This is a genomic window from Pedobacter sp. ASV28 (assembly GCF_016428855.1).
GTDB lineage: Bacteria > Bacteroidota > Bacteroidia > Sphingobacteriales > Sphingobacteriaceae > Pedobacter.
On the sequence record NZ_JAELTN010000061.1, the window covers coordinates 1 to 21,717 of the forward strand.

A 21,717-nucleotide genomic window follows, 5' to 3' on the forward strand; every position below is an offset into this window, starting at 1 on the left:
ACGCAGGTCTCGTGGGCTCGGAGATGTGTATAAGAGACAGGTATGTAATAGAAGGGATAATAACCAATGAACCTGGGGTTTGCAAAGTAATGATAAGCCAGACAAAAGATTTTAAGGATAATAACCAGTTTAATGGAGTGAGCGGTGCGCTGGTGAAGGTAGAAAGTGACGGCATAACCACAGTATTGTCGGAAAGCAGCAAGGGGATTTATCAAACAAATAAGATAAATGGTACCCCTGGTAAAACTTATTATTTAACAGTAAGCGTTAACAATGAAGTGTTTACAGCAAATAGTAAAATGCCACAACCTGTTCCGCTTTTAGATTTTACACTTAAGGCAAGTGATTATGAGCGCACAAGGGCTACGCCAAAAGTTAGGTACAAGGATGTTCCTTCGGGTTCAAATTACTACTGGTTTCAACAATACATCAATGATAAAATTCAGTCTCGGTATAAAGTGTCAAGTAATGAATTTAGCTTCGGGCAGGAAATAAATGAATATCTTGTATATGAAAATACCACAAAAGATGATAGTAAGGATATAGTTAAAGGTGATCGTCTAACCGTAGAAATGCATAGCATTGATGCAGCTGTTTACACCTATTTGTTTAGCCTTTTCAATGCAAACGGTTCTGCTGATGGCGCTGCGCCCGCAAATCCGGTTAGTAATATTAATGGAGGGGCATTAGGATTTTTTAGTGCACATACGGTAGAACGTAAAACCATCACAATTCCTTAAGTCTGTATTGAGCAATCACACCTCGATAATGCTAAATCAAATTATCAAATTAAGGAAGTTTATAAAGCCGGATTTTGAGTAGTTCAAAGTCCGGTTAATTCCCTTATGGTTTCTTTACTCCTTTTCTATTTTTAAAAATGGCAAACTATGCCGGGGCCGTTATCTTTTCCAGCCCAAGTTTAAAAGATTGTGCTCTTTTAATATCTCAAAACTTGCTTTATAGTTTTTGCTAAATATCCGCTATGAGGGTTAGGGCCACTTTATAAGCTGTTTTTTTCTCCCACTGTGCAATCAGCCAGGCGATAAAGCTCAAAGTGAAGATATCATTATTTTCTGCCTTATTTAGCTGGTTTAAAACCTTCTTTCTATACGTTGTTTCAAAAACGACATCGGGTTTTAACAGGTATTTTTCAACCAGACTCAGATACAATAGTACACGTTCCTCCGAAGTTTTCAAGAGATATTTCTTATATCGTCGTCGGAAGCTGTTTAGCCGAGACATGGCAAGGTCGATGTTAGAGAACTGTGCATAGACCAAAATTTCCATCAGATTCTTTCGAATGGTCCATAGCATGCCCATTCTTTTTTCATACCAGGCGTCGGTGCGTGTCAGTAAAGTCAGCTGTTTCAAACTTCCCCGGTCGCTACACAAGGCTAAAAACATGGTCAGGCCTATTCGTAAATCTTCAATGTCTTCCGGCTTAGAGGTATGTTTTGTATTGGTGAGCGATTCCCGTAATAGTATGATCGCATTGTCAGCAAAGCCTGTAAAAAAGAGGTTGAGTGCAGAGAGTAACTGATAACGTAGATAAAACAGTTTATAATAACGACTATCTGTCATCATCAAATCCATCATTTCCCTAAGATAGGATTCACTCTTTGTGAAATCCTTTCGCCGTAGGTGAAAGTTTGCCAAAAAATACAAGATGGAGATGTGGTAAAAAAGATAGGACTGTTTTTTAGACGCTTGGTTCTGTATAAATTGCTTCGTTCGGTTGATATAGCGGGTAATCAATCCGTAATTCTGTTGTATCGCCGCATATTCATTGGCGATGAAAAGAATTTGATAAATGGATTTATAGGTCATGAGGTCCTGTACAGAAATTTTGTATTTCCTGATGGTCATTATCATCAAGGTCGTTAAATTAACGATCTTTCCTTTTAGGTGTATCTCCTGCAGTTCCTGCCTCAAGAAAGCATAGGCCATATTGAGCTTAGCTTCGCGTTGCATATCCGACTGGTTACGGAAGAAGCGGGTAGTCAAAGCTTCGAGGTCTTCTGCTCCCGGCAGATGTGCATATTGTAGCTTCAATAATAAGAGTTCATTCAATAAATTAAACTGCTCCAAATGTTCCGCTAGGCGTTCAGCCTTATGCAAGCATTTGAACGCTATTTTGACCAGATCATTTTCTAACAAAAAACGCCCCACCACTACAAGACGCAATGCATCATAGGTGTCAGAATGGTTGCTCTCAAAGGTTTTCTGCGATAAGAACAGCAACAAATTATCCTGCAACCTTTTACGTAGAGCATAATAGGCATCATTATTTTTATCGGGTTTATAGAGCTTGTTTAAGCCATCTATATCGTCAGTTTCTATCAGATTGAATAAATGCAGGTTTTTTACATCATCCCTTTTATTTTTTCGTTTTAAAAACTGTCTAAAAAGCTTTTTATCGGTATTATTGAGTAAGTTGGTCAACTCTAGGATGGAGTCCATATGGATATATTAGAGGATGTAAAAGTACAATAATTACAAAATTATATCATCAGTAATTTTTATATTCTGCTTTTTTTAGCACTGTTTTACCTCCGATATTCGCTTTCATATTAATCAAAAAACAAAATAAATATGGAACCGCTACAACACAGCACAGAAGAAAATTCACCTATCGTAAAACATGGCGAGAAGGTTAGAAACCCATTTAAACCGACTGCCGCATTTATCGGTGCCTCTTGGTTTGCTTTATTAACAGGAACAGTGGGATATTGTATTGGCTTATGGAATGCAAGTATGGAGTTGAACGAGAAAGGCTATTATTTCACCATTTTATTATTTGGCTTATTCGCGGTCATCTCCGTACAAAAAAGTGTAAGGGACAGGGCTGAAGGACTTGCCGTTACCGATCTTTACTACGGCCTGAGCTGGTTTGCCACTATTGCGGCCATGATCCTGTTAACAGTTGGCCTGTGGAATGCAGATATCACGCTAAGTGAAAAAGGCTTTTATGCCATGGCATTCTGTCTAAGCATGTTTTCGGCCATTGCCGTACAAAAGAATACCCGCGACGCAAAAATGTTCGAGGATAAAGAACTGTAACGTAGCGGTTGCCACCCTGCAGCTCCTTGCTTGGCAAGCCTGCGGGGTTTATTTAGGTATCTATTATTTTTCTTGAACCAATGCCTATTAAAGCAAATAGGGTTGCTTGATTTCAAGCAACCCTATCATTTTGAGAATTCATTTTTATCTAGCGGAGAGTGAGGGATTCGAACCCCCGGAGCTATTACACTCAACAGTTTTCAAGACTGCCGCAATCGACCACTCTGCCAACTCTCCGCCGCAAAAGTACAAACTCTAATTAATTCTGCAAACTGCATGGCCCTATTTTCATAATATTTGTTTTAACCTCCTAATAATTAGGTTGAAAAAAAATGCAATAAGTTTTATTTGGAAGTAGAAGGAGAGCTGCTTTTGAACAGATTGAAGTTGGGTCGAATAATTTTTACACTTCTTTTGGAGAGATCTACACTTGCATTGAGTTCGAAGCCGATCAATAAAATCAATGAATTGAGGTAAAGCCAAATCATGATAACCATCAAAGTTCCTATAGAACCATAAATCTTATTATAGGCACCAAAGTTGTTGATATAGAAGGAAAAGCCCCAAATGGTTAAAAAGGCCAAAATGGTAGCCAACCACGAACCTGCACTAAAGAATTTCCATTTTTTGGAATGGGCTGGTCCATATCTATACAAAATAGAAACATTAATGAAGTATAAGATGCCCAGCAAGGCCCATCTGGTAAGCTGTATGACATAAATGGTAAGATTTCCCTTGTACTTGATCTCATCTTTTAAATAATTGATGGCGATTTCGCCAAGTGTCATGGCCGCTATGCATAGAATAATGGAAAACACTAGCACAACGGTGAGTATGAGCGCTACCAGCCTTTTTTTTAGAAATGATCTGGTCTCTACAATTAATGACGATTTGTTAAAAGCTGCCATAAGGTTATGTACACCGTTTGTGGCAAAAAATAAAGACAATACAAAACCTATAGATAATAAACTTCCATTTTGGATATTGACAATGTCATTAATGGTAGCTTCAAAAGCGAGATAGGCATTATTAGGGAGCACAAGTGCTAGTAATGACATTAGTTGCTCCTGAAAACCTATCTTTTTGGGGATATAGGGGATTAAGGTGAATAAGAATATAATTCCCGGAAAAATAGCCAGCATAAAATTATAGGCTAATGACGAGGCTTTATTTACCAACGTATCCTTTCCTATCTCCCTAAAAAAGAAAATGGCAACCGTATAAATAGGCAGGGGACTGAATCCGGGCAGGACACAAACTTTCGTCCACTCAATAAAAATAGAGTAGGGCTTGAATTTTAGTAATTGTCTGTGCAGCCAATTCATAGGTGATTAAAAATACTGACGTACGTTTTTCATAAAGCTTTCAGGTGGATGGCATGGTCTACGGGTATGCTTGTCTACAAAAACCAAAGTGGTTTTACCCACGTTGATCAATTCTTTTTGTTCATTGTATATTTCGTATTCTACATTCAATCTTACTGTGGGTAGTTCCTTTACGATAGATTTGATGGTTAAGACCTGATTATAAAGTGCTGGTTTGAGGTACTTGGACTGTAGTTCTAAAATAGGCAGCATTATGCCTTCGGCTTCCATAGTTTCATAGCTCATTCCGGAACAGGCTTCAAAACATTCGGTTCTGGCTAACTCATAATATTGGGCGTAATTGCTATGATGTACAACCCCCATCTGATCGGTTTCAACGTATCTTACTTTTACTTTACTCTCGTATACAAACATATTATCTGTAAATATTTCTCTTGTTTAATGCTTCTCTATATTTTTTTGCGTTGATGTTGTGTTGTTCAACGGTTTCTGCAAAATTATGGTAGCCAGAGAAGTCTTCTTTGGCACACATATATAGATAGTTGTTGTTTTCCTTATTCAACACGGCATCAATAGCATTGACACTCGGCATAGTAATAGGCCCGGGAGGTAGTCCTGCGTATCTATAGGTATTATATTTAGAATCAATACCTAATAACGCACCCGTAACACGTTTTACGGTAAAATCGCCATTGGCAAAAATTACCGTTGGGTCGGCCTGTAAAAGTATGCCACGTTTAAGCCTGTTTAGATAAAGTCCGGCAATGGTGGGCATTTCTTTATCGTAAAGCGCTTCTGAATCTACTATAGAGGCCAGAATTACCACTTGAATAGGGCTAAGGTTTAGGGCAGCTGCCTTTTGTTTACGTTCTGGGGTCCAAAACTTCAAATATTCAGCATTCATCTTCTTAAAGAAATCTTCGGTTGAAGTATTCCAATATAGCTCATAGGTATTTGGTAAGAACATGGTGTACACATTCTCGGTATTAAAGCCATATTTCTCTACAAATGCCGCAGAATCCAAAAGCCTCATAAAGGCCACCGAGTCTGGTTCCAGGTTCTTTGCCAGAAGTGCTGCAAAATTTTCAATTTTTCTGATATTTTGAAACTTGAGTTTAACGGCTTCCTGATTTCCTGCTTTAAGCATATTGATCAAGGTGCGATTATTCATGCCTTCTTTTAAGCGGTATCTACCGGGCTTAAGGGCACCTTGCAGCTTCATTTTCTCTGCAGCTTCCCAAAACGTTCCAATATCACCTAATATATTCTTGTAGCGTAAATCGGTAACCAGGTCTTCGAAAACATAACCGGTTTTTACATAGAGGTATTTTTCATTTCCCAATACATTAGGCGTAAAATATACACGATAAAGCTTTATGCCAAAATAGCCACCAATACTAATTAATATAGCGACGATAATTAGTGCAATCTTTAAGCTGTTCTTCTTTGGTTTTTCGGATGTGTTCATTTATGGGAGGTTATTGGTTTTTATTAGCTAAGGTAAGATTGATCGGTGTCCCTATCTTCACTTTGACCAGGGAATCGCCACGTAGCGGAAACTGGGAGACAACTATGGCATTGGCGGTATCTGTAATGGTACCTTCATAGGTAATGGTACCCAAGGTAAGCATAGCCCCTTTTAGTGAAAACCTGGCTTCATCAATGGTAAAACCGTTAAGGTTAGGTAATTCTACTTCTTCACTGCCACGGCCATCTCCCAAGATAAAATTAATTCTGGAACCTTTGGGCAAACTTTCTCCTGTTTTTATGGGTTGGCCGCCAAATAAAGCCTCCAATACAACATCACGTGCCACATCAGGCTTATAGGATGTATCTCCAAGCTTTAGGCCATAACTTTCAAGTATGGATTTGGCTTCTCTTAATGATTTGGCTTCGACATCAGGAAATCTAACATTGGGCGCTTGATTGGTGTTTATGGTCAGATAAATTGTCCTGTTGTCTTTTACAAAGGTTTCGGGATCTGGATCCTGATCGGTCACTATTCCGGGAGGCTGGTCCATAATGTAAACAGAGTCTATCTCATATCTTAGGCCCAGTGCCTCTAATTTACTAATGGCTTCTTCAATTTTAAGGCCTTTTAGAGAAGGTACATTTAAACCTTCACCGTGTTTGGTATAATAACGCAGACTAAAAAATGCCGTGAGAAGTAACACTACAACAGTGCTTATGGCAGCAATAATATTATTTCTAAATGATTTGGTTTTAAGGTACTCGGTAAAGTTGCCCATTAGGAGTTTCTGATTAAATAAAGCTCAAATTTAGCTTAAAAAAATATTTATCTTAAATTAAAATCAAATCTGCTTAACTAATTTATATTTTTGGACATAACTTTTAGAACCGACGATAAAACTAATGTGGATGTGAATGCTCAAATGTCAACTATTGCATTAGTTTTTTGACTATTAAAACAAGAATATTCTGATGAAAAAAACGATTGCATTGTTAACTGGTGGTACAACAGGAGAATGGGTTGTATCTGTAAAAAGTGCTGCAACCATAGCTCAAAACCTCGATGCGGGTAAATTTGATGTTTATAAAATAATGCTTACAGAAAATGGTTGGTTTTATGAACCGGCAGATTCTGTAAAAATTGAAATCGACAAAAATGATTTTTCTTTATCTATTAAAGGGAAAAAAATAGTATTTGATGGTGTTTTTATTGCGATACACGGTTCTCCAGGTGAAGATGGCAAACTACAGGGCTATTTTGATATGTTGGGTATTCCATATACCACTTGCAATGCGTTGACCAGTGCCATTACCATGAACAAAGGCTATACAAAAGCCATTGTCAATGGGATTAAAAACCTGCATGTGGCAAAATCATTACAGCTCTTTAAGGATGGCTACGATGCGGAAGAAGTAAAAAGCCAGCTCAAATTGCCTTATTTTGTAAAGCCTAACAACGGAGGAAGTAGTATTGGGATGAGTAAGGTTAAACATGTTGATGAATTAGGGACTGCCCTTACAAAAGCTTTTAATGAAGACACCCAAGTGTTAGTGGAAGAATTTGTAGAAGGAAGGGAGTTTTCCATTGGCGTTTTTAAAACAAAAGGAAAAATTGTGGTGTTGCCTACTACAGAAGTGAAAACCAAAAATGAATTTTTCGATTTCGATGCCAAATATACCCCAGGTGTAACCGAAGAAATTACACCAGGCTACATGACCGATGAAGAGAAAGATAGGGTAGAACAGGTCGTGGCTGATGTTTACCAAAAATTAAATTGTCGTGGAATTGTGCGTATCGATTATTTCTTGGAACATGGAACTGGTAATTTTTATTTTATAGAAATCAATACCATTCCTGGACAAACTGCTACCAGTTTTATCCCACAACAGGTGGCGGCAATGGGGATGAAATTACAAGATTTTTATACCCAGGTTTTAGAAGAAACTATTTAAACAGTTTCCTCATTTAGACTGGAGTGAAACGAAATGGAGAAATCTTTGACCGTAGCGATTGCTTACTCAAAGATTTCTCGCCTTCACTGTGTTTCGCTATCATTGAGAGATTACGGTAAAAAGAATCGTCATTGCGAGGTACGAAGCAATCTTAAAGCGTTCGCTACCGGCGATGATTGTAAGATTGCTTCGTCGGCTGAAAAAGCCTTTTCGCAATGATGACCGACCTTTATCATCTACTTAACTAGGCGAAACTTAGATTTGCGAATTGGTTAAAATCAAATCTACACTGCCGTTTTCTGCCATTTACCTTTTTTAAAGATAAAATAAGAAGCTATAGTAATCCCTACTTCAGCTACTGGAATGGCAATAAAAACGCCTGTCGGCCCCATGTTCATGTATTTGGCCAAGAAGTAGGCAAAGGGGATCTGGAACAACCAAAAGGCTATAATGTTGATTTTTGTGGGCGTCCAAGTATCGCCAGCACCATTAAAGGCACTTACTAATACCATCCCAATACCGTACAAAATAAATCCGTAACTCAATATTCTCAAAGCCTTTGCAGCAACGGCTCTAATTTGTTGGTCTTCGGTAAAGAATGAAGCGAATAAATGTCCGCAGGTGAGAAACAATATCGTCACTATGCCCATAAAAACCATCGAATATTTCATGGTTACAAAGACTGATTTTTCGGCCCTGTCCATTCTGCCGGCACCCATGTTTTGTCCTACCAAGGTTGCAGCAGCATTGCTTAAACCCCAGGCAGGTAACATAAAGAACATCATTAGCCTTAAGGCAGTTTGATAACCTGCCGATCCATGATCGCCACCTGTAGTGGCTACTAGTTCCGCCAAAAAAATCCAGCTACAAGAAGCAATCACGAACTGTAATACTGCAGGGGCAGCAACTTTTACGATGGCACGAATTTGATCTAGCTGTGGTTTTAAATAGGAGAGTCTCACTTTTATATTTCCGCTACCTTTTGCCAAATGATAGATTTGGAAAAGTACGCCTGTACCACGACCAATGGCCGTAGCCAATGCCGCTCCAGTTAATCCCATAGCTGGTATTTGACCAAATCCACGTATTAAAATGGGACATAAAACAATATTGATGATGTTTGCCAGCCACAAACTTTGCATGGCAATAGCGGCATTACCAGCACCTCTAAAAATGCCATTGATGAGGAATAAAAGCATAATTACAATGCTGGTTCCCATCATAATTCTAACAAAGGTTACACCTTCGGCCGCTGTAGTTTGCGAGGCGCCCATTAATAGCAAAATATCCTTCGCAAAGATCAATCCACCTAAGCTGATCACAATAACAACACCTAAAGCTAATGCGATGGTTTGCATACCTGCTCTGGCGGCAGCTTCATTATTTTTCTCTCAACTCTACGGGCAACAACAGCTGTAGCTGCCATACCCAATCCCATTGCTAGAGAGTAAATAATGGTCAATACGGATTCGGTTAAACCAACAATTTGTATCGCTTCGGCACTGTTAGGCAAATGCCCCACAAAGTAAAGGTCTACCAATACAAATACCGATTCCATCATCATTTCTAACATCATCGGGATAGCTAAAAGTACAATGGCTTTTCTGATGCTGATGGAGGTATAATCAATTTCAACGCCTTTGAAGGACTGAAGAAGTACATTAAAAAAATTAGACAAACGTGAAGTTGCCTTGATAGGTTGTGACATATAATAAATTTATAAAGAAATACCATGAGATACTAAAATAGTATCATTGATTTGTTTTTGTAAGGTAGGAGTCCTGCTTAAGTTAAGCTATTCTGATACGGACTGCGAAAAACTTCATGGTTCTTGAGATTTTATAAAACTCAAATTTAGAAATATTTATGGAAATAAAGTTTATGTCGGACCATTATTTTCAAAAAATGACCATTTTTAGCGAAGAAAGCTCGAACAAAGCCAGAAGGAAACCTTGTGGAAACACAATAGTATTGTTGAAATTATACTGTATAATTACGGAAAGGCAAAATCATATGATAACAAAAAATAAATAAGCTAGTCATGCAACCTAATCGCGTATTCGACCGTCTACCTTATCAATAAATTACACCTATACACCTATTTTATTTTTTTTATGCAAATTCGTATTCCTATCCTCAGTTTAGCCATTGGCTTATTTTCCATTTCAGTATCGGCGCAACAAACCTATAAAAACGAGCCGCTTATTTTAGCTACCACAAATAGGGCCGACATTGCCTTTGGTAATAATTGGTTCCTCAATAGATGGCGTATTTCCCCACAAATAGCGCACGATACGCTAAATGTGAAACTTTATGGCAAAAGCGAAAGAATTGCATTTCGAACAGATAAGGACAGCATTAGCTTTGACATGAAAGCTGGAGAAACTAAGTCATTTTATGTGAAAATGCAAAATGCGGAAGCTGCCCATACCGTAATTTCGACGAGTTCATATCCATGGGACAAAGTTGATTATGCAGAAAGCAAAAAGAGAAAAGACCTTAGACTTTATTACGAAAGCGCTAAGACTACTTATTTGGACAGCCTGAAGAAAGAATATCCTATAGATAAATTAATTAAAGATGATCGCAATGATATGCAAAGGGTGATTTCTATTTTAAATTGGACCCATCACCAATGGAAGCACGATGGTAATAATTCGCCTAAAAAAGATGACGCCATTTCTATCTTGAATGAAGCTAAGGCTGGTGCCCGCTTCCCTTGTTTTGCCTACGCCATTGTTCTTCGTGACCAACTTACAGCACATGGTTTTAAGGCCAGAACGATATATCTTAAAACTAAAGATGCCGAAACAAGAAAGAACTCGCCTGGACACGTAGCTACCGAAGTTTTTTTAAATGATCAAAAGAAATGGGTATTTATTGATGGACAATTTAACGTTATGCCAACATTAGATGGGAAACCGTTAAATGCAGCAGAATTTCAGCAAGCTTTAAGTAACCGCTACGATCAGGTAGTTTTAGCAAGCAAAGATAAGGTAGATAAGAGAGACTATGTCGATTTCGTATATGATTATCTTTATTATTTTGATACCGCTTTGGATAATCGATTCATTCCAGCAGTTGAGCGCTTTAAGCTAGATGGTAAAAGATCACTCATGCTGGTTCCTATAGGAGCACCCAACTTACAAAAAATTACTTTCTGGAATTCTAAAGTTGATTATTGCATATACACCAATTCTATAAAAGATTTTTATGCACCGCCCCAATAAATTGTATAGCATTTTGTGACCTAATGGATGCTTGCCGTAAACATCAAATCTTTGCTAACCAATCGTCCAGGCATACATCTTAAATGCTATAGGCAGCAATCATTTCGGGAGTAACTTTACAGGAGCGCTGGGTCTTTAAATCAATCATTACATATTCGAAAATACCGTCAGAAGATATTTTTCCGGTACTTTTATTGATGATCTCGAATTGAACATTGCTGCCCTTTTCGTTCATTTCTAAGATACCTGTTCTGATGATCATTTGATCACCCATTTTTAAAGGGCGTTTAAAGGCAATGCTTACTTTGGCCACTACCCACCCAAATCCCTGTTCGGCAAATTTTTCCCAGCTCATACCATAATGCTTGTCCATCTGTTCATAACGGGCTGCCAAAACATAATCTAGATATTTACTATTGTGTACGTGGTTAAACATATCTATATCATCTGGACGAACGTTGAGTTCGCTCTCGAAAATGCTGTATTGGTTTTTGATCATTACTGCAAAGGTAATAAACTCTGTATCGTAATTGGTGGCTTTCTACTCAAAAATGTTTGGGAATTAGTCAATTTTGATATACTTGATAGGAGGATGGCAATTTGAAATAGGCACTACAGACGATTTAAATACTTCTATTATTTGCTGTTAAATGTTTGTTAAAAATTTGACGCTAAATATTATAATCGATTTCTTCGTCGAATGAAAAAAAATCTCTTTACGGCATTAACCATTGTCATTATGGTTTTAACGGCTTCTTGTGCTTTTGGTCAGTCTGTTATTTTTGGACTAGTAAAGAATAAAGCGAATGAAGGTCTTTTGTATGCCAACATTGGAATTAAAGGCGGGAAGATCGGTACGGTAAGTACAACTGGTGGAAAGTTTAGTATCTCAATACCTGATTCCTTATTAAAAGATTCCATTACTTTTTCGAGTATTGGATACGAGGATAAGAGCTTCTTACTTAATTCGCTTATCAATAAAAAGAATATCGAAATTGTTCTTGATGAGAAGGTGATATCACTTGCTGAAGTTAAAATAAGTAATGGAAAACTAAAATTGTATAAGCTAGGCATAACAGGGCGAACGCCAATGGTATCTATACCAACTAAAAGTTATCAAAAAGACGATATTTTGGAGCAGGCAAGGTTAATACATCTTAAAAAGGCTGCTAGATTACTTGATGCCAATATATTTGTGTAACCTTTTGTGGGCTCAAATTTTCAAAAGAACGAATTGTGCAGTTAAATAAACCCGGCTTAGCGGAAATACTTTTTGAGGATACAATGTTAAATACACTTTGCGAGAAGCACCTTTGGACTGTGGATAGGTTCTCGATTGCTCTCCGTGTGATAAATTTTGACAAAAAGGTGGAGGCAGGGGTGATACTGTAGCAGCCCATGGAAAACAAATCTCGCTTCACTCCAAAATATCCTAAATTGGGATTTGAATTTATCAATTGAATAACACTTGTTTATAATTAAAAATACCCTATCTTTGCAACCAAATTAATTAATTTAAAACTTTAGTATCATTCAAGAATGTATTTAAGTAAAGAAAAGAAAGCCGAAATCTTCAAACAACACGGCGAAGTAGAAACCAACACGGGTTCTGCAGAAGGTCAAGTAGCGTTATTTACATACCGTATTGCGCACTTAACAGAGCACTTAAAGAAAAATCGTAAAGATTTCTCTACACAGTTATCACTTCAAAAATTGGTAGGTAAACGCCGCGGTATTTTGGCTTACTTATACAAAAAAGATATTGAGCGCTATCGTGCTATCATCAAAGCTTTATCGCTAAGGGATATCATTAAGTAAAAGCTTTTATCAATTAAAAGCCATTCGATTAGAGTGGCTTTTTTTAGTTTTAATACTCGAAAAATAAATATAAACCCGATCTGTTCGAAAGAGGAAAAACAGATCACCACAATTTGTAAATGAAATAGCCATATGTGCCTTTAAATTAAATAGATAAAGCATGGCATATTCCATATAACAAATGAAAACATAATTGTAAAATATGAATGTAATAAAAAAATCGTTCGATTTGGGCGATGGTAGAATTGTAGAAATTGAAACAGGTAAATTAGCTAAACAAGCCGATGGTTCTGTAGTGGTAAAAATGGGAGATACCATGTTGTTGGCAACAGTAGTATCAACAGTAGGTGCTAAGCCAGGGACTGATTTCCTGCCTTTGTCGGTAGATTATCAAGAAAAATATGCGGCTACAGGCCGTATTCCTGGAGGCTTTTTACGTCGTGAGGCAAGATTATCTGATTATGAGGTTTTAATTTCTCGTTTGGTGGATAGGGCTTTACGTCCAATGTTCCCTTCAGATTATCACGCTGATACACAAGTGATGATTTCTTTAATCTCTGCTGATAAAAATATAATGCCTGATTGTTTAGCTGGTTTAGCCGCATCGGCAGCGTTATCAGTTTCTGATATCCCTTTTAACGGTCCAATCTCTGAAGTACGTGTGGCTAAAATTGATGGTCAATTGGTCATTAACCCTTATGCTAGCGATTTAGAGCGTGCAACTTTAGAGTTTATGGTTGCTGGTTCGGCCAATGACATAGGCATGGTGGAAGGCGAGTGTGATGAAATTCAGGAAGAAGAAATGGTTGAGGCCTTGAAATTTGCACATGAAGCTATTAAAAAGCAATGTGCGGTTCAAGTAGAGTTAACCGAAGCTACAGGAAAAACGGTTAAACGCGAGTACAACCACGAAGATCATGATGAGGTTTTAAAAGAAAGAATTTATAAAGAAACTTACGATAGAGTTTACGCTATCGCTAAATCTGGTTTAGGTAAAGATGAGCGTTCTGCTGGATTTTCGGCCATCATCAACGAAATATTAGATGCTTTCCCTGAAGAGACAGAAGATTTAACAAAAGCATTAGCTAAGCGTTATTTCCACGATGTACAATATGATGCCGTACGTAACTTATTATTAGATGAAGGCATTCGTTTAGACGGTCGTGTAACTACACAAATTCGTCCTATTTGGAGTGAAGTAGGTTATTTACCTGCAGCTCACGGTTCGGCGGTATTTACACGTGGCGAAACACAATCTTTAACATCGGTGACTTTAGGTAGCAAAGACGATGAGCAAATGATTGATGGTGCTTTCTTTAATGGTTACAACAAATTCCTATTGCACTATAATTTTCCTGGTTTTTCAACCGGCGAAGTTAGACCTAACAGAGGTGCTGGTCGTAGGGAAATTGGTCACGGTGCTTTAGCACAGCGTTCTTTAAAGAAAGTTTTGCCTCAAGGTGCAGAAAATCCTTATACCATCCGTATTGTTTCTGATATTCTAGAATCTAACGGTTCGTCATCAATGGCTACAGTTTGTGCAGGTACATTGGCCTTAATGGATGCAGGGATTAAAATCAAAGCACCAGTTTCTGGTATTGCTATGGGTTTAATTACCGACGAAAAATCTGGCAAATACGCAATTCTTTCAGATATTTTGGGTGATGAAGATCATCTAGGTGACATGGACTTTAAAGTAACTGGTACTGAAAAAGGTATTGTTGCTTGTCAAATGGATTTAAAAATCAATGGTTTATCATACGAAGTGTTAACTAAAGCTTTATTACAAGCTAAAGATGGTCGTTTACACATCTTAAACGAGATGAAGAAAACCATTAGCGAACCTGCTTCTGATTACAAGCCACATGCTCCACGTATTGTTTCTTTAACTATCGAGAAAGAATTTATTGGTGCTGTAATAGGACCAGGCGGTAAAATTATTCAAGAAATGCAACGCGAAACGGGTGCTTCTATCTCTATCGAAGAAGTAGATAACAAAGGTATCGTTGAAATTTTCGCAGATAATAAAGCAGCAATTGACGCGGCAGTTTCACGTATTCGTGCCATTGCAGCTAAACCAGAAATTGGTGAAATTTACCAAGGTAAGGTAAAATCAATTATGCCATTTGGTGCATTTGTAGAAGTGATGCCAGGTAAAGATGGTCTGTTGCACATTTCTGAAATTTCATGGGAGCGTTTAGAGACGATGGACGGTGTACTAAAAGAAGGTGATAAAATCGAGGTTAAATTACTGGACATCGATAAGCAAGGTAAAATGAAACTTTCCCGTAAAGTGTTATTGCCTCGCCCACCAAAACCAGAGGCAGCGCCTAAGGCTTAATTCAAACTGTCAGGCTAACGGGCGGAGGAACTGTAAGTTATAGTAACTTGTTCGCTAAGTTCAGCATGACGAAAATATGGAACCCTTCTAGTTTTACTAGAAGGGTTTTTTATTGTGCTTAAATTTATATCTTTAAAGCATGAAACATATAATTGCTCCATCCATACTTGCGGCAGATTTTGCCAATTTACAGCGTGATATCGAAATGGTCAATCGCAGTGAGGCCGACTGGTTCCACGTAGATGTAATGGACGGTGTTTTTGTACCTAATATCTCCTTTGGTTTCCCTGTTATTACAGCGGCAAAAAAGTATGCCCAAAAACCTTTCGACGTACATTTAATGATTGTAGATCCCGATCGTTATATTGCAGAGTTTGCCAAAGTTGGGGCAGATATCATCACCGTTCACTATGAGACCTGCACCCATTTGCACCGTACTATCCAATTGATAAAATCGGTAGGTTGTAAAGCGGGAGTGGCCTTAAATCCACATACACCTGTAAACTTATTGAAAGATATACTTCAAGATATAGATTTGGCATTGATCATGTCTGTCAATCCAGGCTTTGGAGGACAACAGTTTATTCCGCAAACCCTAAATAAAGTAGCTGAACTTAAACAAATGTCGCTATTCAATAATCCAAATTTGTTTATTGAAGTTGATGGGGGCATTGGTCTGCATAACATCGCTAGTTTGATCCAAGCTGGAGCAAATACTTTCGTAGCTGGAAATGCCGTATTTGCAGCACAAGATCCTATGAAAATGATCGCCGATTTAAAGAACATTGAAGTTGAAACCCATCTTATCTAAGCTTTAATGTCAAAGAGCGCCTTCTTATTTATTGTCCTCAATTTAATTGTACTGGGTAGTCATGCACAAGGCATGGTCAAGGTGAATGGTACGGTCTACAATGAAGACCATAAACCGCTACCCAAAGTTACTGTGTCGTTACTTGGACTGGCCGGCACTGTGCTTACCAACGAACATGGCCAATATACCATTCAATCTAGATTGTCTTCTTTTAGCTTAAAATATAACCTGGTGGGTTATAAAGTTGAAATGGTGAAATTTAATGAAAAGAAGGGAACGGAGCTTACCAAAGATGTGGTATTAAAGCCAGATGTTAAGGAACTGAAGACTGTAAAGGTGACCAATAAGCAAAATCAACTTGCCAATGGCACCAGTATTAATGTGACTGATATTTCAAGTTTGCCTACGGTATCCATGAACTTCGAATCGATCTTAAAGACATTACCTGGAGTTTCCACCAATAATGAATTGAGTTCACAATATAGTGTAAGGGGTGGTAATTTCGATGAAAACTTGATCTATGTGAACGATATCGAAATTAATAGGCCTATTCTGATCAGGAATGGACAGCAAGAAGGTTTGAGTTTTATCAATCCTGATTTTGTAAGTAGGGCCAGATTTTCTGCAGGTGGATTTAATGCCCGTTATGGCGATAAACTATCTTCTGTTCTTGATGTAAGATATGACCGTCCGGATAGCAACCAGTACATTTTAACTGCAGGTTTGATGGGCTTATCGGCTACTGGTAAAACATCGTTTAAAAACAGTCATTTATTATTTGGGTTTAGAAGAAAAGATAATAGAAATGTATTGGGCACTCAGGATGAAAAGGGGAGTTATCGACCAAACTTTAATGATCTGCAAGCGCTTTACCAATATGATTTTTCTTCAAAGTTCAGTACTAATGTTTTATTGAACTTTAATTCTGGTAGTTTTAAGTTAATCCCCGAAAGTAGGGAAACCTTGTTTGGCACACTTGACAATCCAATGCGCTTAAAAATAGATTATGAAGGACAGGAAATTGATAACTACTATACTTACGGAGGGGCATTGACCAGTATTTATCAGCCGCATAAAAACTTTATGGTGAAATGGATAAATAGCTATTTCAGAATTGTAGAAAGGGAAAGATTTGATATTGATGGTAATTATATTTTTGAAGAGTCGGACTATAATTACGGAGGTGGTGGTTTTGGACCAGTAAAAAAGAATAGGGGATTGGGCAGTTATTATAATTACGCCAGAAACAGTTTGACCTCAACAATTGCAGCGACAGAAATCAAGGTTGAACAGTATGCTGGAAAACATGAGCTCACTTATGGTGCCAGATATGAATTGTCTAGGTATGTTGACCGAATGAATGAGTACAGTTATATTGATTCTGCCGGATACATACTGCCCAATAACAGTAATTCCTTCACTTTTGAAGATGCTATTTTTTCTTCGAACAAACTCCTTATCAATACCCTTTCAGGCTATTTTCAGGATAGTTATTCGCTTTCTTCAAAAACAGATTTTCAGGCGGGCGTAAGGGTGAACTACAACGACTTGAGCCAAGAAGTGCTCATTAGTCCAAGACTATTGTTATTGTATCGTCCAAACGAATATAAACTTTGGCGTTTTACTGCAGGTATCTATAGGCAAGCGCCCAGTTATAGGAGCATCAGGGAACTAGATGGCTCTCTAAATCTAGATCAGCAATCACAACGTTCTTATAATGTATCGGCAGGTTATGACTACGCATTTACCGCATTGGGTACCAGGTTAAAGTTTACTTCGGAAATTTACTTCAAATACTCCGATAGGATGATTCCATATTTGGTAGATAATGTAAGGATCAAATATTTGGCAGACGATATAGCCAAAGGCCACACTTATGGTGCCGATTTTACCTTGGGTGGAGAATTTGTGAAAGACTTAATGTCCTATTTTCGGGTTTCATTACTAAAGGCCGATCAGGATGTTATTGGAGACAGCTATGTGAAAAAAGATGCCAATGGCCAGAACATAACCATATATCCGGGTTACCTGAGAAGACCAACTGACCAGCGTGTAAATTTCTCTATATTCTTTCAGGATAGACTCTTTAGAAGCCCTACCTACAAGGTGCATCTTAATTTGTTGTTTGGTTCTAAATTACCTATTGGTTCTCCCCAGGCAGCTACTTATACAGACAATTTCCGTATCCCGGCCTATAGACGAGTAGATATTGGCTTTTCGAACGACTTCCTGGATCCACATGCTGTAAGAAAACCACAATTTCTGAGCAGGTATTTTAATTCGGTTATTGCTTATGCCGAAGTTTTCAATCTGCTGAATATTAACAATACGGTTTCTTACCTCTGGTTAAAAGATGTGAGCAATGTAAATTACGCGATTCCCAATTATCTGACAGGCAGGCAGCTTAATTTCAAGTTGATTTTTAAATTAAAGAATAAATAATAGATTTCGGTTTGGTTAACTTTCTACACTGTTAAGCCAATTTTGTAGAAATCTTTTTTTCTTTTTTTTAATTGTGGAGATTGTTTGTTAATTGGTTGATAAAAAAGACGAATAATTAATATCAAAGTGTTAATTTTACACCAATAAAAAAACAATAAAATGAGACATAATTTTGGAGCTGGTCCTTGTATTTTACCGCAGGAAGTTTTTAAGCAAGCTTCTAGCGCAGTACTAGATTTTAAAGACGGATTATCGATTTTAGAAATTTCACATCGTTCGCCGGAATTTGAAGGTGTAGTAGAAGAAACTGTAAGATTGATAAAAGAGCTTTTGAATGTTCCCTCGGGGTATTCGGTACTGTTACTACAAGGAGGGGCAAGTTTGCAATTTTCAATGGTACCTATGAATTTGTTGCCCGACGGTAAGACAGCTGCTTATTTAGAAACTGGTGTTTGGGCAAATAAAGCGATTAAGGAAGTAAAACACTTTGGCAAGGCTAATATTGTAGCTTCTTCCAAAGAATCCAATTTTACCTTTATCCCAAAAGATTATGTTATACCTGAAGATAGTGCCTATTTCCACTATACTTCCAACAACACTATTTATGGAACGGAGCTTTTCACTTTGCCCGTAACTAAGGTTCCAGTGGTTTGCGATATGTCATCGGATATTATGAGCCGCCAGATCGATGTGTCACAATATGACCTGATTTATGCAGGCGCACAAAAGAACATTGGTCCTGCAGGTCTGACCATCGTCATTGTAAAAGATGAAATTTTGGGTAAAACCGGTAGGTCTATTCCTTCCATGTTAGATTATCAATCGCATATTGATGGTGGGTCCATGTACAATACCCCTCCGGTATTCTCTATCTATGTAGCCATGCTTAATTTGAGGTGGTTAAAGTCTAAGGGAGGTATTGCGGAAATTGAAAAAGAGAATATAGCTAAGGCTAGAGCTTTATACACCGAAATAGACAGAAATACATTATTTAGAGGAACTTGTGCTATTGAAGATCGTTCAAGGATGAACGTTTGCTTTGTAATGGAAAACCCTGAATTGGAAAAACCTTTTGCGAAATTTGCAGATGAAAATGGTTTCGAGGGATTAAAAGGACATAGAAGTGTAGGTGGTTTTAGGGCATCAATGTATAATGCATTGCCTGTTACAAGCGTACACGCACTTATCGACTTAATGCAAAATTTCGAAGAAACCCATAAAAACAACAAATAAATAGATCATTTTTTGGAATATCATTGCCCTTAAAAGGTAATGATGTTTCAATGGAAAAGTATTAGATAAAATGGCCAAGATACTCGCCAATGATGGCATAGATCCAATTGGAAAAAAATTACTAGAAGATGCAGGTTTTACTGTTGATACCCAAACGGTAACTCAAGATCAACTTGCTGAAGCTTTAAAAAACTACGATGGTTTAACGGTTAGAAGTGCAACTAAAGTAAGAAAAGAACTTATTGATGCCTGTCCAAATATCAAGTTGATTGGTAGGGGTGGTGTAGGTATGGATAATATTGATGTAGAATATGCAAGGGCTAAAGGCATTGCTGTAGTTAATACGCCTGCGGCCTCATCCTTATCGGTTGCAGAATTGGTATTTTCCCATTTATTCACAGGTGTTCGTTTTCTGCAGGATTCCAATCGTAAAATGCCGATAGAAGGAAATACAAAGTTTAATGACTTGAAAAAAGCATATGCTAAAGGGATTGAACTTAGGGGAAAAACTATTGGTATTATTGGTTTTGGCAGAATTGGAAGGGAAACTGCTGCCGTTGCCTTGGGCTTGGGGATGAACGTGCTAGCTTATGACCTGTATCCTTTTAGTGGAAATATAACCCTTAACCTAACATTGGGTATTAAAGTGGATATTCCGGTACAGACGGTAAGTTTAGAAGAAGTAATTGCCAATAGTGATTTCATATCTTTGCACACCCCTTTTGCAGATAAGCCAATTTTGGGTGCTGCAGAATTTTCGGCCATGAAAAATGGAGTAGGCATAGTCAACTGCTCTCGTGGTGGTACCATAGATGAACTTGCTTTAATTGAAGCCCTAAATACTGGCAAGGTTTCTTTTGCAGGTTTAGATGTGTTCGATAATGAACCTACACCATTAGAAGCAATTTTAACACATCCTAAGATTTCGCTTACACCGCATATCGGCGCTTCAACTAATGAAGCTCAGGAACGTATAGGTACAGAATTGGCCAATTTGATCATCGATCATTTTAAAGGATAGGTTTTTTACCACAATTATATACATAGCCCACGATTAAAATTGTGGGCTATTTTGTTTTTAGTCATGGCGAGATACTAAGCCATCCTAAACGTTTGTTATTTCAAGGAATTGGTCAACGCCCAATATCTAAAACCAAGTATTGCCTTTTGAAACGTGCTCAGTTTCATTGGATCTTCTTTATAGTAAGATGGCAAAATCAGTTTGTTAAGTTTTACCAATGCTTTAAAAAAGGTACTTTTCATTTCTATAAAGTTTATACTTTTATAACTGTATAAAGGGCAAATGCTGATGATTTAGGATATTACCTGTATGCCAGCAGGAGCATTTTTGGACTTAATTAATTTGTTTTTCTTGTAGATGATAAAAATCGAAACTACCGTTGTTATAACAAAAAGGGCCAATAAAAGTTGTAGATAATTTATATTCTTGCTTATTTTCTCGTTATAGCCCAGTAATTCATCATTCTTAACCTGTAAATCACGGATGGTTTTCTTGTAGCTGTCTATTCTTAATTCATTATGATCTACATTTGATTTCACCTGCTGAAATTGAATGTCCTTATAATCTAACAACACTTTCAGTTCTGTGAAGATGTTATTGTCGTTAATGGCAATCTGTCTTAAAATCTCATTAGAATTTTTGATGTCTCTTTTGGTCTGAAAACCAAAAATACCAGTTCTGGCATTTAAGCTTTCTTCATATTGACCAAAACGGGCGCTTCTTTCTGCTAGCATTACATTGATTTTGTTGCGCTGTAATTCATAGGCAGTAGTGTCTTGCGAAAATGTGGGCCCGGCAAAAACACTAATGAAGAGCATAAATAAAATACATTTTCTAATCATTTTTAAATCTTTTGATGAAGATACAGCAAAGTTTGTGCCTGAGTAAATATTCAATCGCTTCGGTTCTGTCATCACCAGCTTGATCGCATGGCTATCAAAGGGCATCGCAATGCGATAAAAGAAAGAATTTAGCTTTAGGATTATCTTCAATGCGCACTTTTTAGGTGCCAT

21 protein-coding genes and 1 tRNA gene are annotated in these 21,717 nt (G+C 37.6%); 11 read left to right on the plus strand and 11 right to left on the minus strand.

The genetic code is table 11. From position 1 onward, the window contains the following. Window positions 1-740 (plus strand): DUF4249 family protein (locus tag JHD79_RS18300; RefSeq protein ID WP_199120789.1); only part of this gene is annotated, 740 nt, incomplete at its 5' end. 229 nt (window positions 741-969) lie between these two features. On the opposite strand, the gene JHD79_RS18305 is transcribed toward JHD79_RS18300, so the two are convergent. Continuing rightward, window positions 970-2,460, minus strand: a complete 1,491-nt coding sequence (locus tag JHD79_RS18305) for a hypothetical protein (RefSeq protein ID WP_199120790.1) — start codon at window positions 2,458-2,460, stop codon at window positions 970-972. Between the two features lie 132 nt (window positions 2,461-2,592). Here JHD79_RS18305 and yiaA point away from each other — a divergent pair, with 132 nt between their 5' ends. Continuing rightward, the gene (gene yiaA, locus JHD79_RS18310) at window positions 2,593-3,060 is read left to right on the plus strand and encodes an inner membrane protein YiaA (RefSeq protein WP_199120791.1); all 468 of its coding nucleotides are present in this window, start codon (window positions 2,593-2,595) and stop codon (window positions 3,058-3,060) included. A gap of 152 nt (window positions 3,061-3,212) precedes the next feature. On the opposite strand, the gene JHD79_RS18315 is transcribed toward yiaA, so the two are convergent. The 5 genes from JHD79_RS18315 to JHD79_RS18335 form a co-directional block, all read right to left on the minus strand. Continuing rightward, window positions 3,213-3,297 (minus strand) — tRNA-Ser (locus JHD79_RS18315). Between the two features lie 107 nt (window positions 3,298-3,404). Further along, complete coding sequence (locus JHD79_RS18320) at window positions 3,405-4,385, minus strand: YihY/virulence factor BrkB family protein (protein WP_199120793.1); 981 nt, start codon at window positions 4,383-4,385, stop codon at window positions 3,405-3,407. Window positions 4,386-4,391: 6 nt separating this feature from the next. Continuing rightward, window positions 4,392-4,799, minus strand: coding sequence for a thioesterase family protein (locus tag JHD79_RS18325; RefSeq protein ID WP_199120795.1), 408 nt, complete (start codon window positions 4,797-4,799; stop codon window positions 4,392-4,394). A 1-nt stretch (window position 4,800) separates the two neighbouring features. Continuing rightward, the gene (mltG, locus tag JHD79_RS18330; protein WP_199120797.1) at window positions 4,801-5,853 is read right to left on the minus strand and encodes an endolytic transglycosylase MltG; all 1,053 of its coding nucleotides are present in this window, start codon (window positions 5,851-5,853) and stop codon (window positions 4,801-4,803) included. Window positions 5,854-5,863: 10 nt separating this feature from the next. Next, the gene (locus JHD79_RS18335; RefSeq protein WP_199120799.1) at window positions 5,864-6,634 is read right to left on the minus strand and encodes a PASTA domain-containing protein; all 771 of its coding nucleotides are present in this window, start codon (window positions 6,632-6,634) and stop codon (window positions 5,864-5,866) included. 193 nt (window positions 6,635-6,827) lie between these two features. Here JHD79_RS18335 and JHD79_RS18340 point away from each other — a divergent pair, with 193 nt between their 5' ends. Further along, entirely contained in the window at window positions 6,828-7,808 is a 981-nt protein-coding gene (locus tag JHD79_RS18340) for a D-alanine--D-alanine ligase (protein ID WP_199120800.1), read from the plus strand. 284 nt (window positions 7,809-8,092) lie between these two features. Here JHD79_RS18340 and JHD79_RS18345 read toward each other — a convergent pair whose 3' ends face one another. Then, entirely contained in the window at window positions 8,093-9,166 is a 1,074-nt protein-coding gene (locus tag JHD79_RS18345) for an MATE family efflux transporter (protein WP_255533947.1), read from the minus strand. Then, on the minus strand, window positions 9,148-9,516 hold the full coding sequence (locus tag JHD79_RS23020; RefSeq protein ID WP_255533948.1) for an MATE family efflux transporter: 369 nt from the start codon (window positions 9,514-9,516) through the stop codon (window positions 9,148-9,150). Before JHD79_RS23020 ends, JHD79_RS18345 begins: the two co-directional genes overlap by 19 nt. Window positions 9,517-9,922: 406 nt before the next feature. Between JHD79_RS23020 and JHD79_RS18350 the strand changes: the two genes are divergently transcribed. Continuing rightward, entirely contained in the window at window positions 9,923-11,038 is a 1,116-nt protein-coding gene (locus JHD79_RS18350; protein ID WP_199120802.1) for a transglutaminase domain-containing protein, read from the plus strand. Window positions 11,039-11,117: 79 nt separating this feature from the next. Here JHD79_RS18350 and JHD79_RS18355 read toward each other — a convergent pair whose 3' ends face one another. Continuing rightward, the gene (locus JHD79_RS18355; RefSeq protein ID WP_199120803.1) at window positions 11,118-11,537 is read right to left on the minus strand and encodes a thioesterase family protein; all 420 of its coding nucleotides are present in this window, start codon (window positions 11,535-11,537) and stop codon (window positions 11,118-11,120) included. 201 nt (window positions 11,538-11,738) lie between these two features. Between JHD79_RS18355 and JHD79_RS18360 the strand changes: the two genes are divergently transcribed. The 7 genes from JHD79_RS18360 to JHD79_RS18390 all read left to right on the plus strand — a co-directional run bounded on the left by JHD79_RS18360 (window position 11,739) and on the right by JHD79_RS18390 (window position 20,704). Next, window positions 11,739-12,239 (plus strand): carboxypeptidase-like regulatory domain-containing protein, encoded by a 501-nt coding sequence (locus JHD79_RS18360; protein WP_199120805.1) that lies wholly within the window; start codon window positions 11,739-11,741, stop codon window positions 12,237-12,239. A gap of 338 nt (window positions 12,240-12,577) precedes the next feature. Further along, window positions 12,578-12,856: a 30S ribosomal protein S15 gene (gene rpsO / locus JHD79_RS18365; protein WP_199120810.1), complete on the plus strand. Its 279-nt coding sequence runs from the start codon at window positions 12,578-12,580 to the stop codon at window positions 12,854-12,856. Window positions 12,857-13,058: 202 nt separating this feature from the next. Further along, window positions 13,059-15,197: a polyribonucleotide nucleotidyltransferase gene (gene pnp, locus JHD79_RS18370; protein ID WP_199120811.1), complete on the plus strand. Its 2,139-nt coding sequence runs from the start codon at window positions 13,059-13,061 to the stop codon at window positions 15,195-15,197. A 139-nt stretch (window positions 15,198-15,336) separates the two neighbouring features. After that, window positions 15,337-16,008, plus strand: coding sequence for a ribulose-phosphate 3-epimerase (gene rpe / locus JHD79_RS18375; RefSeq protein WP_199120813.1), 672 nt, complete (start codon window positions 15,337-15,339; stop codon window positions 16,006-16,008). 6 nt (window positions 16,009-16,014) lie between these two features. After that, a complete protein-coding gene (locus tag JHD79_RS18380) occupies window positions 16,015-18,450 on the plus strand; it encodes a carboxypeptidase-like regulatory domain-containing protein (RefSeq protein WP_199120815.1) in 2,436 nt (811 codons plus the stop codon). Window positions 18,451-18,609: 159 nt separating this feature from the next. Then, window positions 18,610-19,683 (plus strand): 3-phosphoserine/phosphohydroxythreonine transaminase, encoded by a 1,074-nt coding sequence (serC, locus tag JHD79_RS18385; protein ID WP_199120817.1) that lies wholly within the window; start codon window positions 18,610-18,612, stop codon window positions 19,681-19,683. Window positions 19,684-19,753: 70 nt separating this feature from the next. Beyond that, the gene (locus JHD79_RS18390; protein ID WP_199120819.1) at window positions 19,754-20,704 is read left to right on the plus strand and encodes a D-2-hydroxyacid dehydrogenase; all 951 of its coding nucleotides are present in this window, start codon (window positions 19,754-19,756) and stop codon (window positions 20,702-20,704) included. A 95-nt stretch (window positions 20,705-20,799) separates the two neighbouring features. Here JHD79_RS18390 and JHD79_RS18395 read toward each other — a convergent pair whose 3' ends face one another. Both JHD79_RS18395 and JHD79_RS18400 read right to left on the minus strand, forming a co-directional pair. Then, entirely contained in the window at window positions 20,800-20,946 is a 147-nt protein-coding gene (locus JHD79_RS18395) for a hypothetical protein (RefSeq protein WP_199120820.1), read from the minus strand. A gap of 51 nt (window positions 20,947-20,997) precedes the next feature. After that, window positions 20,998-21,696, minus strand: coding sequence for a hypothetical protein (locus tag JHD79_RS18400; RefSeq protein ID WP_199120822.1), 699 nt, complete (start codon window positions 21,694-21,696; stop codon window positions 20,998-21,000). Between the last annotated feature and the right edge of the window lie 21 nt (window positions 21,697-21,717).